This window comes from Qipengyuania seohaensis (assembly GCF_002795865.1).
Classification (GTDB): domain Bacteria; phylum Pseudomonadota; class Alphaproteobacteria; order Sphingomonadales; family Sphingomonadaceae; genus Qipengyuania; species Qipengyuania seohaensis.
Genome location: NZ_CP024920.1, coordinates 86630 through 100841 on the forward strand (window position 1 = coordinate 86630; position 14212 = coordinate 100841).

Below are 14212 nucleotides of genomic sequence, written 5' to 3' on the forward strand. Positions count from 1 at the left end.
CGATTTAGGCCTTTTAATCCGAACGACAGCCGCTATATGAGCGCCTCCCCCGAGTCGGGGGCCGCCCGCACCACCGGGCCGGAGCGCGGTCAGACCGTGTGAGTGGACGCATAGCTCAGTTGGTAGAGCAGCTGACTCTTAATCAGCGGGTCCTAGGTTCGAGCCCTAGTGCGTCCACCATTTCCACTTCCCTCGTTAGTCAAACTAATCGTTGCGCTGAAGCGCGCAACCATTTTCGTGTGCGTCGTATATTTGACATCACATTTGAATGTGATTAGGCGGAATGGATGAACACGATCGATAAAGTTCGCACTCTCGTCTCCCAAGGTCTGATGACCCGCGCCGGCCTTGCCCGTGCAGCGGGGCTGCACGCCAACACCCTGCGCGATTGCACCGAGGACAGCTGGAACCCCACTGCCGACACACTGGCCAAGCTGGAAGCGTTTCTCGAGGCGAATGACGAGACGCCAGTAATCGTCGGCGCGGAAGAGATCATCGATGAGGCCCGTAACGGTCGGATGTTCATCCTGGTCGACGATGAAGACCGCGAGAACGAGGGCGATCTCATTATTCCGGCTCAGATGGCAACGCCCAACGCCATCAACTTCATGGCGACGCACGGGCGGGGCCTGATCTGCCTCTCGCTCGATCGCAAGCGTGTCGAGGAACTCGGTCTCGAACCCATGAGTCGCGACAATCGCGAGAGCATGCAGACAGCCTTCACCACATCGATCGAGGCAAAGACCGGCGTGACCACCGGAATCAGCGCGGCCGACCGTTCGCGCACCGTTTCGGTCGCCATCGATGCGTCCAAGGGGCCGGACGACATCGTGACGCCCGGCCACGTCTTCCCCCTCACCGCACGCGATGGCGGGGTGCTGGTTCGCGCCGGGCATACGGAGGCTGCCGTGGACATCTCCCGTCTGGCGGGCCTGAATCCGTCGGGAGTGATCTGCGAGATCATGAACGACGACGGCACCATGTCCCGGTTGGACGACCTGGTAGCTTTCGCTCGCAAGCACGACATGAAGATCGGCACGATCCGCGACCTGATCGAATACCGCATGCGTCACGATCATCTGGTCGAGCGCATTGCCGAGGACACGTTCGAGTCCGATTACGGCGGCGACTGGAAGATGCTGACCTACCGCAACACGGTCGACGGCAGCGAATCCTACGTCCTGCAAAAAGGCGACGTGAAGGAGGGCGAAGCCACCCTCACCCGCGTACATCCGATCTCGATCTTCGATGATGTGCTGGGTAAGCCGGGACCGCGCAAACGCACTTTGCAGCGCGCCATGCAGGCCGTCGGTGACCATGGCTCGGGCGTCATCGTGATCATCACGGGCAGGCCCGCGAGCGGCTATGGCGAAAACGAAGCGCAGCGCAATGTCGGCATCGGTTCGCAGATCCTCGCCGACCTCGGCGTCGAGAACATGATCCTGCTCAGCAACTCACAACCCAATGTCGTCGCAATCGAAGGCTATGGCCTCAACATCGTCGATCATCGTCCCATTCCGGAGTAAGCACAGATGGCCAATTTTCTCATCGTCGAAGCACGTTTCTACGACCATCTGAACAACATGCTCATTGCAGGCGCCACCTCAGCGCTCGAGGCTGCAGGGCACTCGGTCGAAGTGTTGACAGTGCCGGGCGCGCTCGAAATTCCCGGCGCGATTTCGATGGCCGCAGACAGCGGCCGCTACGACGGCTTCGTCGCTATCGGTGTAGTCATACGAGGCGAGACCTATCACTTCGAGATCGTTGCGGGCGAGAGCGCACGCGGCATCATGGCGCTGACAATGGATGGCATCGCCATCGGCAATGGCATCATCACCGTCGAGAACGAGGAGCAAGCGCTCGCGCGGGCCGATGCGAGCCGGAAGGATAAGGGCGGCGAGGCTGCAAAGGCCGCGATCGCCCTGCTCGAATTGCAGGGCCGGTTCGCGAGTTAAGCAGAACCGTCGAGCATCTCGGTCAATCCGAGCGGGGCAAACGGCCCCATTATCAGCTGTTCGAACACGCCGATTCCGCTCCTGCCGTCGCTTCCCGTAACCCTTACGGGTATCTGGACATGAACGTTTTCCGGCTTGAGCGGGTCGACACCGGCGAGGTCGATGTCCTCGCGCGATACGCGCAATGGTCCATGGTGCAGGCCATGGCCCCACTCGGGGTGAGTATAGCCGATCCCGCGCATCTGGAAGCGGCCCAGCGGTTCGAACGTCACCTGCTCCGGCGCGCCCTTCACGGCGAGCGATAGCGTGCCTCCCGATGGCCAGCGCGTGTCAGGTGCGAGCCGGGTGCGCATACTCCCAACTCCCTCGCTGATATCGCGGGCATCGGCCCCGTCCGGCGCCCATGCCGCGCGAGTGTTCCACGCCTCTCCATGCTCGTCGTTGTTCACATGGAAGAACAGGCTGCCTTTATCGAAATTGATCGGCGTCCACTGCCAGAAAAACCCTGGCAATTGATGGCCGGGTATCGGCTGGGGATCACTGGCACCGATCGGTCGAATACCCCAGCTGCGGTCGCGCGTTCCCGCCGTTCCCTGCGCCAGCGAATGACGCTCTCCGTCGAGTGAGATCCAGCCCGTCAGGTGACCGTTCTGGGTCATCCGCGTGTAGTCCATGAAAGCGCGCGGGCCGAGCCGGTGGGTAAAGCGCGGCTCTTCGATAGGGAATGCCCGGCCCGTGAAGACGAATTCGGCGGCGATGCCATCGGTCTCTTCCACGGTAACCTTGAGCGCGTGCAGCGGCTCGACGATTTCGATGGTTATCGGCCCGCAACGCAAGTCCATGCGCTGCATGCCCATTTCGGCTGAAGCATGGATGCAGTGCTGCGTGTCGCCTCTAATGAAACTGAAATGTGCATCGACGATGTCGAGGTGCGGATAGACACCGAACGCCAGCGCAAAGAACCCGCTGCCGTCTGGCGCATAGCCATTGAAGAAATAGCGGTCATAGAAATTCCGGTCCGTGCCCGAATAGGCGATCGGTTCGGGCGTCTGATGGATCGGATAGTCGTCCCCGCGCGATAGAACCATCAATTCGCCTCCTTTAACGCCGTTATGCTGTCATGCAGAAGTGCCATTGCGCAAGCACCGCGCGCCATCGACAGAAAATTTGCATCGCCCCGTTCGGTCCTCTCGACGAAAGCCGCGCTGAAAACCGCGGTGGAAACTCCGTGAAGGATACCTGTGCGAAAATCTGCGGCTATGGCTGCGCGGCTGAGATCGACGCCGCGGGCTTTCATTTCGTAGAGATAAAGATCGAGCAATTCGTCTTCGTGCTCCAGACCAAGGTCACCGATCCCGCAGCCAAGGAAATAGCCGATATCGGTCATAGCCTTGCCAACCGTCACCGTTTGCCAATCCAGGATAGCGACAGGCTCTGCACCTCCGTGGATATCGAACAGCATGTTATCGAGGCGGAAATCTCCATGCACCAGGCACTGCGGCTCGCTGTCTCGCTGGTGATATTGCGAAGACAGTGCGGCCAGTTCCTCGCACAGCGCCATGTATTCCGGCTCTAGCCGAGACCCGTATCTTTCCCGAAAAACGGCTTGCGCCTGCGGGTACATTGCCGCGACCTTCTCTCCCACGTCGAGCGCGGGCTGCAACCAGTCGGCCGAAAGCAGCTCGCTGTTCTCCCAACAGGGTGCGTGGATTGCGGCTGCCTGCCTGATCGCTGATTTTGCATCGGTGAGCGAGCATCCCGCGATCTGGTCGCCCTGCCGTGCCGGTCCGAGATCTTCGAAGATCAGGCAAAACCTTTGGCCATCATCGCAAACGTCGGCGAAATGAACCTTCGGAACCCTGACATCCAGTCGGGGCGCCGCTTCGCGGTAGAAATGGACTTCCTTGCTATAGAGTCCGAACAGCGCCGCAGTGGCGCGGCTGGTATCATCAGCGGCAGGAAATTTCGCGGCCAGGGTTACCGGCACTCGCGCGCCTGCATCAGGCCCTCGCAAGGTGATCCTCACGCTGTCACCGACCTGTCCGGTTCCAATCGGGGTCCAGCTGAGCCCGGTAATGTCTGCTTGAAGCAGCTCACCGATCCACGCGGCAGTAATGTCGTCCGGGTGCCCCGGAATGTGATCCATGCGAACGTAACCCTCTCCCTAGGTAGGAAAGGCTAGCCAGCCCATCACGGCATGGCAATGTACATCGTCTTATCCCGTCCACCGAAATGGACGACACGACACACGAAGGCCAGATCGCAGCTATCCTGGACCAGCTGGAGCATTGTCTCATCCGGCTCGACGCACTGGAACTGAGCGGAGCGGCCTTGCGGCTCGATCACGCTATCGAGGAGTTGCGCAGCGCAAGAGGGCGCAAGCCCGGAGCTCAGCCGAAGCAGGAGCGCCCGGCGTAGACTGCGCTGTCCCCCAGCTCTTCCTCGATGCGGATCAGCTGGTTGTACTTGGCGAGCCTATCCGAACGAGCGAGCGAGCCGGTCTTGATCTGTCCGCAGTTGGTGGCAACCGCGAGGTCCGCGATCGTCGCGTCTTCCGTTTCGCCGGAACGGTGCGACATGACCGCAGTGTAACCGGCGCGATTTGCGATACTGACTGCATCAAGCGTTTCGGACAGGGTGCCGATCTGGTTGACCTTGACCAGCAGCGAATTGGCCAGACCCTGTTCGATACCATCGGTCAGGCGCTGGGGATTGGTCACGAAGAGATCGTCGCCCACCAACTGCACCTTGTCACCGACGAGGTCGGTCAGAGCTTTCCAGCCCGCGAAATCGTCTTCCCCCATCCCGTCCTCGATCGAACGGATCGGGTATTCGGCACAAAGCTTTGCCAGGTATTCGGCCATCTCGTCTCCGGAAAGCGCGAGGTTCTCGCCCGAAATCATGTACTTGCCGTCCTTGAAGAACTCGGTCGAGGCGCAGTCGAGCGCCAGGACGACGTCGTCTCCGGGCGTAAAGCCCGCCTGCTGGATCGAACCCATGATGAAATCCAGCGCGTCACGAGTGCTCGCGAGATCGGGTGCAAAGCCGCCTTCGTCGCCCACTGCCGTCGCGAGACCCTTTTGCGACAGGTTCTTCTTCAGAGTGTGGAAGATCTCCGCACCCCAGCGCACCGCTTCGGCAAGGCTGTCGGCGCCGACCGGCATGACCATGAATTCCTGGATGTCGATCGGATTGTCGGCGTGCTCACCGCCATTGATGATGTTCATCATCGGCACGGGCAGCACGTGGGCCGAAACCCCGCCGATATAGGAATAGAGCGGCAGGCCGCGGGCATTGGCGGCTGCCTTGGCCACGGCCATGCTGGTGCCGAGAATTGCGTTTGCTCCGAGCCGTCCCTTGTTCGGCGTGTCGTCGAGCGCGATCATTGCAAGGTCGATGTCACGCTGGTCTTCGGCGTCGAAATTGCCGATCAAGAGGTCGCTGATTTCACCGTTGGTGGCATCCACCGCCTTGAGCACGCCCTTGCCGAGATAGCGGTCCTTGTCGCCATCGCGCAGTTCCACCGCTTCGTGCGCGCCGGTCGATGCGCCCGAAGGCACTGCTGCACGTCCGAAACTGCCATCTTCAAGCAGGACATCCACCTCGACAGTGGGGTTGCCCCGGCTGTCCAGAATCTCGCGGGCGTGAATGTCGATGATGGCGGTCATTTCGGAACAAACTCCTTGGCGGGGTGTTGTAATGGCATAGGACACCATTAGATCGGTGTACGGGCAGCGCTGTATTCGCCGGAACATGTCGGCGCAAGCGACGTTGCAAAAAGGAATACCGGGCCTCGTCTGCAGTCCCGGGATGAATACGAATTGACGGGAAGGACGAGGCTATGGCCGACGAAAACACATCTACCGGTTCCACGAAGCGAACCACCACCACACGTAAGAAATCCACCACCCGCAAGGCGCCCACGAAAACCGTGGCGAAAAAGGGTGCAGCCAAGGAGAAGGCTCCAGTGACCAACACAGCAACCGACAACACCGCCGAAAACACTAATCCGCACCGCGCGGAAGCAAAGAGCCGCTTCAATGCAGCGCTCGAAGAGGCCAAGGCGGGCGCCGCCGCCCTGCGTGCAGAAGGCAAGGAACGCGCGAGCGCCGTACGTGGCCAGGCCAAGGGCAAGCGCGAAGATTGGGTCGACGAAGCCAAGGCTTACGGCGCAGATGCCCGCGTGAAGGGCAAGGAACTTGCAACCGAAGGCAAGGTGAAGACCAGTGAAGGTCTGCGCGCCCTCAGCCGCACGATCAGCGACAACGCTTACCAGGTCGACGAAAAGCTTGGTGCGAAGTACGGCGAATACGCCCGCTCTGCCTCCACGGCCCTGGAAGACTATGCCGGCAAGCTCGACGAAAAGAACGTCGATGACCTGGTCGAAGACGGACGCGAGTTCGTGCGCAAGAGCCCGGGCCTCGCGATCGGCATTGCGGCTGCGGCAGGTTTCGTGCTTTCACGCATTTTCCGTCGCTGATCGGTGAGCAAGGGGGGCTCGATGCTCGAAGAAGAAGAGCGCGATAACGCGCCGTATGAAGGTCCGGTAGACTTGCCGGACGAGTATGAGCCCGAAGAAGAAGAGGCCGAATCTGTCGGCCCTTCCCTTGCAGACGATGTCCTCGCGCTTCTTGAAGACGGCAAGACTTACGCCGAGGCCGAGATGGCCTACCAGAAGAGTCGCGCGGGATTTGCAGCAAACAGGATCAAGGGCGCCATAGCTTTCGGGCTTGGCGCCTTTGGCGTGCTTCACCTGGCGCTTATTGCCATGACCGTGGGTTTGGTGATTGCGTTGGTACCTCTTGTCGGCCCGTGGATCGCAACGGCCATCGTCACTATTTCCCTGGTCGCTCTTGGTATCCTGTTGCTCAACCTGCTGAAGGGGCGGATCGAGGATATCCGCGATGCGTTTTCGGATGAAGGACATGAGTGATCGCAAGGCCCAGATGCTGGCGGATCGCCACTTGCGCAATTCCGCCAAGGCGCTTCTCGACGCGGACGTCGAGAATTTGAAGACAACTTTCAGCGGCAAATCGCTGGGCGAACGCGCGCTTGATCGCGTGCGCGAAGGCGCGGTCGACGTTTACGAGGAAGCGGTCGAAGTTGCTGAAAACAACAAGGGCGCGCTTGCCGCGCTTCTCGCCGCGGTAGTCGTGTGGTTTGCGCGCAACCCGATCCTCGCGATTTTCGGGCTTGAGCCTGAAGACGACGAAGAGACAGCGCAGAGCGACGAGTAGGCGGAACGTCCGCCCCCTTCAAATCGTTGACTCAACGAACACAAATTCCGGAGAACAAACATGGCAGATAACGCCACCACCAACGTCACCCCTATCAGCGCCGATAGCCAGCTCAGCGACGAGCAGAAGCGTGAGCGTCTGCGCAAGCGGATCGAAGCCGGCGAAAAGCGTAACGAAGATCGCAGCTTCGCAGAGCAGGCGAAGGATGTTGCTGACAGCGCGGTCGATTTCGCCAAGAAGCACCCGGTCGCAACGGTGGCCGGCGCAGTCGTCGTCGGCCTCGCAATCGGTGCGATGACGCGCAGGGGCCGTGAACTCGGTCGTCGCGGTGGTTCGCTCGCTTCCTATGCGGCGGACGCAGCTCTTGCATACGGACTCTCGATCATCGACGAAGTCGGCGACAAGTTCGAGGACTACAGCGATGCGGCAGGCACCCAGGCACGCCGGTTGAAGCGCGACGCTGCCTATCGGGCCGATTCGCTCGGCGATACGCTGCGGGCCAGCGGCCGCAAGGCGAGCAGGAAATCTTCGCGCACCGTACGTGACCTCAAGGCGCGCGTCGGTCGCTAAGACATAAGTAGCAGTTCGATGCCAAAGCGGCGCGACGGGTTTTCCTGTCGCGCCGCTTTCGCTATGGGCGACGCAAATCTCCTCCCCAAAATCGGAAAAAAGACATCATGGAAGAAAAAGAGAGCAAGCAGACGCTCTACCTGGTCATGGGCGGGCGGGTCACCGATCCGCGCAGCGTCACCTTCAGTGACCCTGAGAGCATTCACGTCGCCGGCGTCTATTCGACCTACGAAGATGCCGAGAGCGCATGGCGCGGAAATGCCCAGCGCACGGTCGACGATGCCGAAATGAAATACGTCATCGTGCACCTTCACAAATTGCTCGATCCGGAAGCCTGACACCGGCGTGGCATATTCGATCCGGCCTTATCAGGATTCGGATGCAGAGGCTCTGGCTGCGGTTTGTCGTGCCGCAATCAAGGGGATCGGGCCAGAAGCCTATTCGGATGAGCAGGTCGATGTCTGGCTCTCGCGCCACCCGGGTGCCGAACTCTACCGCGAACGCGTGAGTAATGGTGCGACGATTTTCGTCGCTGCCAACGAAGCAGACGATCCGGTCGCCTATGCGCTGCTGGAGCCGGACGGCCACCTGGATCATCTCTACAATGATCCTGCGCACACCCGCAAAGGCCTGGCGCTGAATCTGCTCGCGACCGCGTCGCTTTATGCCAAGCATCACGGCATCACCCGCCTCTACACAGAGGCGAGTGACCTCGCCCGCCCCTCCTTCGAGGAGGCGGGTTACGTGGCTACGGAAAAGCGCGAATTCGAGATCGACGGGGTGCCGATCCACAATTGGGCGATGGAAAAAGCCATCGACTGACGGCTTTTTCCGTCAGATGAATTCGATCTTGTCGATAAGGTAGAACTTGTCGCCCGATGGAACGGTCACTTCGACTTCGTCTTCGAGCTGCTTGCCGATAAGCGCGCGCGCGATTGGCGAGGTATAGGAAAGTCGGCCCTTTGCTGCGTCTGCTTCGGTCTGTCCGACAATCTGGTACTTTACCGGTTTGTCGTTCTCATCGAGCAGGGTCACGGTCGCCCCGAAGACGACCTTATCGCCCGAAAGCGTGCTGGGGTCGATAATCTGGGCGCGGCTGATCTTGTCTTCCAGGTCACCGATCATGGCTTCGACCTGGCCCTGGCGTTCCTTGGCTGCGTGGTATTCGGCATTTTCCGAAAGATCGCCATGCGCGCGCGCTTCCTCGATCGCGTCGACGATCTTCGGCCTTTCGGCGCGCAGCACCTTCAGATCGGCAGTGAGCTTCTCGTAGCCCTCGGCCAGCATCGGCACTTTTTCCATGGAACCCCAAATCCTTCCTGCTTGCCCTGCCCTCCGGGACAATTCGAACCCACCCGCGGGAAAAGCGGAGCGTGGAATGTTCGTCTGTCAGGAAAGTAGGCGTGTGTTCTGGTCAGCTATAATAGTCTTGCAATGAACGCACTTCAAGCTGCTCGGTAGAAACCTCCGCAATCGCACGCGCCGCAGCAAGGCTGGCTGCCGCCGTCGTGTAGTACGGAACCTTCTTTTCCAGCGCGGCCACACGGATCGACTGGCTGTCGAGGAGCGATTGCCAACCTTCGGTCGTATTGAAGATCAGGTCGACCTCTCCGTCGATAATCGCATCGACAATATGCGGGCGACCTTCCGCAACCTTGTTGACCGGCTCAACACTGAGTCCCTGCGCTGCAAGGAAACGTTGAGTCCCGCCGGTTGCGATCACACGGAACCCCTGATCGAGGAGGGTTGCGACGGCGGGCAGGATGACTTCCTTGTCGCTGTCCTTGACCGACACGAACAGGGTGCCGCCTTCGGGCAGGATCATACCCGCTCCCAGCTGCGATTTCAGAAATGCAGCGGGAAAATCCCGGTCGATGCCCATGACTTCGCCCGTGCTCTTCATCTCAGGCGAAAGCGCCGGGTCGGATCCGGGGAAACGGCTGAAGGGGAATACGGCTTCCTTCACTGCCATGTGGTCGGGCCGCAGGTTGAACGGCTCGAAATTCGACAGCGGTTCGCCTGCCATTACGCGCGCCGCGACCTTGGCGACCGGCCGGCCGATGGCCTTCGCCACGAAGGGCACGGTGCGGCTGGCGCGCGGGTTGACCTCGATCAGGTAGACCTCGCCATGCTTCACGGCGAACTGGACATTCATCAGGCCGCGCACGTCCAGAGCCTCTGCAAGGGCAGTCGCCTGGCGCTCCATCTCTTCGACGATGTCGTCGGGAAGGCTGTAGGGCGGTAAGGTGCAGGCGCTGTCGCCCGAGTGCACACCGGCTTCCTCGATATGCTGCATCACCCCAGCGATGCGAACCTCATTGCCATCGGCGATAACATCGACGTCGCATTCGACCGCATCGCGCAAGTACTGGTCGACGAGCACGGGGCTGTCGCCCGACACATTCACGGCCGTGTTGATATAGTCGTCGAGCTGCGCTTCGCTGTCGACGATCTCCATCGCGCGGCCGCCAAGGACATAGCTCGGGCGGAGGAGGACCGGATAGCCGATGCGCGCCGCGACTGCTGCGGCCTCGTCTCGGCTCTTGGCGATGCCGTTTTCCGGCTGTTTGAGGTCCAGCTTCGACACAAGCTTGGCGAAGCGTTCGCGGTCTTCGGCAAGGTCGATCGCGTCCGGCGAAGTACCGAGGATCGGGATACCCTCGCGCTCGAGTGCAGCCGCCAGCTTGAGCGGCGTCTGCCCGCCAAACTGCACGATTACGCCGACAAGTTCGCCCTTAGACATTTCGACGCGCAGGATTTCCAGCACGTCCTCTTCCGTCAGCGGCTCGAAATAGAGGCGGTCGGAGGTGTCGTAATCGGTCGAAACGGTCTCGGGGTTGCAGTTGACCATGATGGTCTCGAACCCGGCCTCTGCCAGCGCGAAGCAGGCGTGGACGCAGCAATAGTCGAACTCGATGCCCTGCCCGATGCGATTCGGACCGCCTCCGAGGATGACGATCTTCTTGCGATCACTTGGCTCAGCCTCGTCCTCGGGTTCTCCGAAGCTGGGCGCTTCGTAGGTCGAGTACATGTAGGGCGTTACCGCCTCGAACTCTGCGGCGCAGCTATCGATGCGCTTGAACACGGGGTTCACGCCGAGCTTCTGGCGCAGCTTGCGCACTTCCTGCTCGCTAGTGGCGCCGGCCATGGCACGCAAAGCATCGTGCAGGAGGCCGGAACGGCGGGCCTGCGTTTCCGCCATGCCGCCGGCAACGCCGACCGAACGGACCGCCAGCGTGGCGAGGCGCTTGTCGGAAAAGCCCATGGCCTTGAGGCGGCGCATCTCGGCCGCATCGCGCGGCAGGCCGTTGTGGCCGAGCATCTGCTCTTCGTAGATGATCGCTTCAATCTGGCGCAGGAACCACGGGTCGAACCCGGTGATCGGCTGGATTTCCTCGACCGTGAGGCCTTCGCGGAAGGCCTGCGCGATCTTGAGAATCCGGTCAGGCGTGCGCTGCGACAGCGCGGCAGTGATCTTGTCGCGGCTCACGCCTTCCAGCTCTGGCACGCGGTTGAACCCGTCGAGACCCGTCTCGAGGCCCCGCAGCGCCTTCTGCATGCTTTCGGCGAAGCAGCGGCCGATCGCCATGACTTCGCCCACCGACTTCATCGCCGTGGCAAGTTCGGGCTTCGAACCCTTGAACTTCTCGAAGGCGAAGCGCGGGATCTTGGTCACGACATAATCGATGGTCGGTTCGAACGAGGCGGGCGTTGCGCCGGTAATCTCGTTGTCGATCTCGTCGAGCGTGTAGCCAACAGCCAGCTTCGCCGCGACGCGCGCGATGGGGAAGCCGGTCGCCTTGGATGCCAGCGCGGAAGAACGCGAGACACGGGGGTTCATCTCGATGACGATCAGGCGGCCATCCTTGGGATTGACTGCGAACTGTACGTTAGAACCGCCTGTTTCCACACCGATTTCGCGCAAGACCTCGATCGAGGCGGTGCGCATGATCTGGTATTCCTTGTCGGTCAGCGTCAGCGCCGGGGCGACGGTGATGGAATCGCCCGTGTGCACGCCCATCGGATCGACGTTTTCGATCGAACAGATGATGATGCAATTGTCCTTGCGGTCGCGCACCACCTCCATCTCGTATTCTTTCCAGCCGAGGAGCGATTCCTCGATCAGGACTTCGGTGGTGGGCGAGGCGTCGAGGCCTTCGCGCACGATGCGCTCGAACTCGGCCTTGTTGTAGGCGATGCCGCCACCCGTCCCGCCGAGCGTGAAGCTGGGGCGGATGATGGAGGGCAGACCGGTACGCTCGAGCACCGCAAAGGCCTCGTCCACCGTATTCGCGATACCGCTGCGCGCGCTTTCGAGGCCGATCTTGTCCATCGCCTCGCGGAAGCGCTGACGGTTTTCCGCCTTGTCGATGGCGTCGGCCTTGGCACCGATCATCTGGACGCCGTATTTCTCCAGCACGCCCAGCTCGTCGAGCTTGAGCGCGCAGTTCAAGGCCGTCTGCCCGCCCATCGTGGGCAGCACAGCGTCGGGCCGCTCCTTCTCGATGATCTTGGTGACGATTTCCGGCGTGATCGGCTCCACATATGTGGCGTCGGCCATCTCCGGATCGGTCATGATCGTAGCGGGGTTGGAGTTGACCAGGACGACCCGGTAGCCCTCCTCCTTCAGCGCCTTGATCGCCTGCGTGCCGGAATAGTCGAACTCGCAAGCCTGGCCGATGATGATCGGACCGGCGCCAATGACGAGGATCGAGGAGATGTCAGTGCGTTTGGGCATTATGTGGCAAATCCGAGAATGAATTGAATCAAGTTAAGCGCCGCTAAGAACGCTGAAAGGGTAGGATGGGCGAGAAGATTGACAACTTCTCGCCACGGCACATTCGGCGCTTCGAGGAGCAGGATCACTGCTTCCACGCGTTTGCATGCGTTCATTCGAGTTTCGATGTCTGCATTTGACTGCATAATCGCCCCGAGCAAGCTATCTGCTTTCTCGCGTATGATCACCGAATGCTTGTGGCTAATTGCCTTGCTGAGCCCGGTCCAATCCGTACTGTCGATGGCTTGCTGAAGCTCGTGCTGCGAAGGTTTGTCCTTTTCGGCATCAAACCTCTCTTTTGCATCTGCGCCATTATCAGCGATAGTTTCTATCGCTTTTTCTGCTGCTGCCCTCGTAGGAAATCCACCAGTAGAAAACAGAACTTCATCATCTTCGGAGAAACGCACGCGGTATTCACCCGCTTTGTCCTTGTAGATCATGAAGGATGAGGTCACCCCAACATCCCCACGAATTTCTCGAAAAGATAGAAACTGTCCTGCGGGCCGGGGCTCGCCTCGGGGTGGTACTGCACGCCGAACGCCTTCTTGCCCTTGATCGAGATCCCGCAATTGGTGCCGTCGAAGAGCGAGACGTGGGTCTGCTCCACACCTTCTGGAAGCGTGTCGACATCGACTGCGAAGCCGTGGTTCATGCTGGTGATCTCGACGAGGCCTTCGCTGTCACCCCACTCGCTGCCGACGCGCTGGACGGGGTGGTTGGCGCCGCGGTGGCCCTGGAACATCTTGGCAGTCTTGGCCCCAGCCGCGAGGCCGAGCATCTGGTGGCCGAGGCAAATGCCGAACAGCGGCACGTCGGCGTCCAGAAGCCCCGTGATGACCGGCACGGCATATTCGCCGGTTGCCGCCGGATCGCCCGGACCGTTGGAGAGGAACACGCCGTCGGGCCTCAGCGCCATGACCTCGTCCAGCGAGGTGCGCGCAGGCACGACAGTGACCTTGGCCCCTGCTTTCACGAGGTTGCGGAAGATATTGTCCTTCGCGCCGTAATCGATGGCGACTACGTGCGGCTTGGCAGCAGTCCCCTCGGTATATCCGAAGCCGAGCTGCCAGTGGCCGCCCTTCCAGTCTTCCTGCCCTTCGCGGGTCACGCCGGGGACGAGGTCGAGGCCTTCGAGCCCGCTCCATTCCGCGGCCTGCTTCTTCAGGGCCTTCATGTCGAACTCGCCGCGCGGATTGTGCGCGATGACCGCGTTCGGAGCGCCGTTGAGGCGAATGCGGCGGGTGAGAGCGCGGGTGTCCACGCCCGACAGGCCGATCTTGCCGTGGGCGATCATCCAGTCGACGAATTCCTGCTGTGCGCGGAAATTGGACTGCGGCGTCACTTCCTGCCGCACGATGCAGCCGACGGCACCCAGCCCGCGACTCTCATGGTCTTCCTCGTTGGCACCGACATTGCCGATATGCGGGAAAGTGAAGGTGACGATCTGGCTGTCGTAGGAGGGATCGGTCATCACCTCCTGGTAACCGGTCATCGCCGTATTGAAGCACACTTCGCCGACGGCCGATCCGGAAGCGCCGAAGCCCTTGCCCCAGATGCAGGTTCCGTCCGCGAAGACGAGGACTCCCGTCGCGCCTTTGGGTTGCGCGTGCGAGAATGCGGGCAGGGCCATGGGGGCTCTCCGAGTCAGGGGTTTCCGGCGATGTCGCTAAGCC

The 14212-nt window shown here is 61.0% G+C and carries 15 protein-coding genes, 1 tRNA gene and 1 pseudogene; 10 read left to right on the top strand and 7 right to left on the bottom strand.

Annotation, left to right across the window (positions count from 1 at the left end):
* The first annotated feature begins 104 nt into the window (after positions 1 to 104).
* From CVE41_RS00405 to ribH, 3 genes are all read left to right on the top strand, one after another.
* Positions 105 to 180 (top strand) — tRNA-Lys (locus CVE41_RS00405).
* Between the two features lie 107 nt (positions 181 to 287).
* Positions 288 to 1526, top strand: coding sequence for a 3,4-dihydroxy-2-butanone-4-phosphate synthase (gene ribB / locus CVE41_RS00410; RefSeq protein ID WP_100258902.1), 1239 nt, complete (start codon positions 288 to 290; stop codon positions 1524 to 1526).
* Between the two features lie 6 nt (positions 1527 to 1532).
* Positions 1533 to 1955 (top strand): 6,7-dimethyl-8-ribityllumazine synthase, encoded by a 423-nt coding sequence (ribH, locus tag CVE41_RS00415; protein ID WP_100258903.1) that lies wholly within the window; start codon positions 1533 to 1535, stop codon positions 1953 to 1955.
* Here the strand turns inward: ribH and CVE41_RS00420 are convergent.
* A complete protein-coding gene (locus CVE41_RS00420) occupies positions 1952 to 3043 on the bottom strand; it encodes a hypothetical protein (protein WP_100258904.1) in 1092 nt (363 codons plus the stop codon). The genes ribH and CVE41_RS00420 overlap by 4 nt on opposite strands.
* Positions 3043 to 4101: a phosphotransferase gene (locus CVE41_RS00425; RefSeq protein ID WP_100258905.1), complete on the bottom strand. Its 1059-nt coding sequence runs from the start codon at positions 4099 to 4101 to the stop codon at positions 3043 to 3045. Before CVE41_RS00425 ends, CVE41_RS00420 begins: the two co-directional genes overlap by 1 nt.
* A gap of 86 nt (positions 4102 to 4187) precedes the next feature.
* On the opposite strand from CVE41_RS00425, the gene CVE41_RS00430 reads away from it, so the two are divergent.
* Entirely contained in the window at positions 4188 to 4373 is a 186-nt protein-coding gene (locus tag CVE41_RS00430; RefSeq protein ID WP_100258906.1) for a hypothetical protein, read from the top strand.
* Here the strand turns inward: CVE41_RS00430 and eno are convergent.
* Positions 4346 to 5623: a phosphopyruvate hydratase gene (eno, locus tag CVE41_RS00435; RefSeq protein ID WP_100258907.1), complete on the bottom strand. Its 1278-nt coding sequence runs from the start codon at positions 5621 to 5623 to the stop codon at positions 4346 to 4348. The genes CVE41_RS00430 and eno overlap by 28 nt on opposite strands.
* 173 nt (positions 5624 to 5796) lie before the next feature.
* Between eno and CVE41_RS00440 the strand changes: the two genes are divergently transcribed.
* From CVE41_RS00440 to CVE41_RS00465, 6 genes are all read left to right on the top strand, one after another.
* Entirely contained in the window at positions 5797 to 6435 is a 639-nt protein-coding gene (locus tag CVE41_RS00440; RefSeq protein WP_198507680.1) for a hypothetical protein, read from the top strand.
* Positions 6436 to 6456: 21 nt separating this feature from the next.
* Entirely contained in the window at positions 6457 to 6888 is a 432-nt protein-coding gene (locus CVE41_RS00445; protein ID WP_100258908.1) for a phage holin family protein, read from the top strand.
* Positions 6881 to 7192 (top strand): hypothetical protein, encoded by a 312-nt coding sequence (locus CVE41_RS00450; protein ID WP_157799341.1) that lies wholly within the window; start codon positions 6881 to 6883, stop codon positions 7190 to 7192. The genes CVE41_RS00445 and CVE41_RS00450 overlap by 8 nt, the downstream gene beginning before the upstream one ends.
* 60 nt (positions 7193 to 7252) lie before the next feature.
* The gene (locus tag CVE41_RS00455) at positions 7253 to 7762 is read left to right on the top strand and encodes a hypothetical protein (protein WP_100258910.1); all 510 of its coding nucleotides are present in this window, start codon (positions 7253 to 7255) and stop codon (positions 7760 to 7762) included.
* Between the two features lie 107 nt (positions 7763 to 7869).
* Positions 7870 to 8100 carry a DUF4170 domain-containing protein gene (locus tag CVE41_RS00460; RefSeq protein ID WP_100258911.1) on the top strand — a complete coding sequence of 77 codons (231 nt, stop codon included), beginning with the start codon at positions 7870 to 7872 and terminating at the stop codon, positions 8098 to 8100.
* Positions 8101 to 8107: 7 nt separating this feature from the next.
* Entirely contained in the window at positions 8108 to 8584 is a 477-nt protein-coding gene (locus tag CVE41_RS00465) for a GNAT family N-acetyltransferase (RefSeq protein WP_100258912.1), read from the top strand.
* Between the two features lie 12 nt (positions 8585 to 8596).
* On the opposite strand, the gene greA is transcribed toward CVE41_RS00465, so the two are convergent.
* The 4 genes and pseudogenes from greA to carA all read right to left on the bottom strand — a co-directional run bounded on the left by greA (position 8597) and on the right by carA (position 14169).
* Positions 8597 to 9064: a transcription elongation factor GreA gene (gene greA / locus CVE41_RS00470; RefSeq protein WP_100258913.1), complete on the bottom strand. Its 468-nt coding sequence runs from the start codon at positions 9062 to 9064 to the stop codon at positions 8597 to 8599.
* 112 nt (positions 9065 to 9176) lie between these two features.
* Complete coding sequence (gene carB / locus CVE41_RS00475; protein ID WP_100258914.1) at positions 9177 to 12500, bottom strand: carbamoyl-phosphate synthase large subunit; 3324 nt, start codon at positions 12498 to 12500, stop codon at positions 9177 to 9179.
* A gap of 338 nt (positions 12501 to 12838) precedes the next feature.
* A pseudogene (locus CVE41_RS14805) lies at positions 12839 to 12979 on the bottom strand (YegP family protein); the annotation flags it as partial.
* Positions 12980 to 12990: 11 nt separating this feature from the next.
* A complete protein-coding gene (gene carA, locus CVE41_RS00485) occupies positions 12991 to 14169 on the bottom strand; it encodes a glutamine-hydrolyzing carbamoyl-phosphate synthase small subunit (protein ID WP_100258916.1) in 1179 nt (392 codons plus the stop codon).
* Positions 14170 to 14212 lie beyond the last annotated feature (43 nt).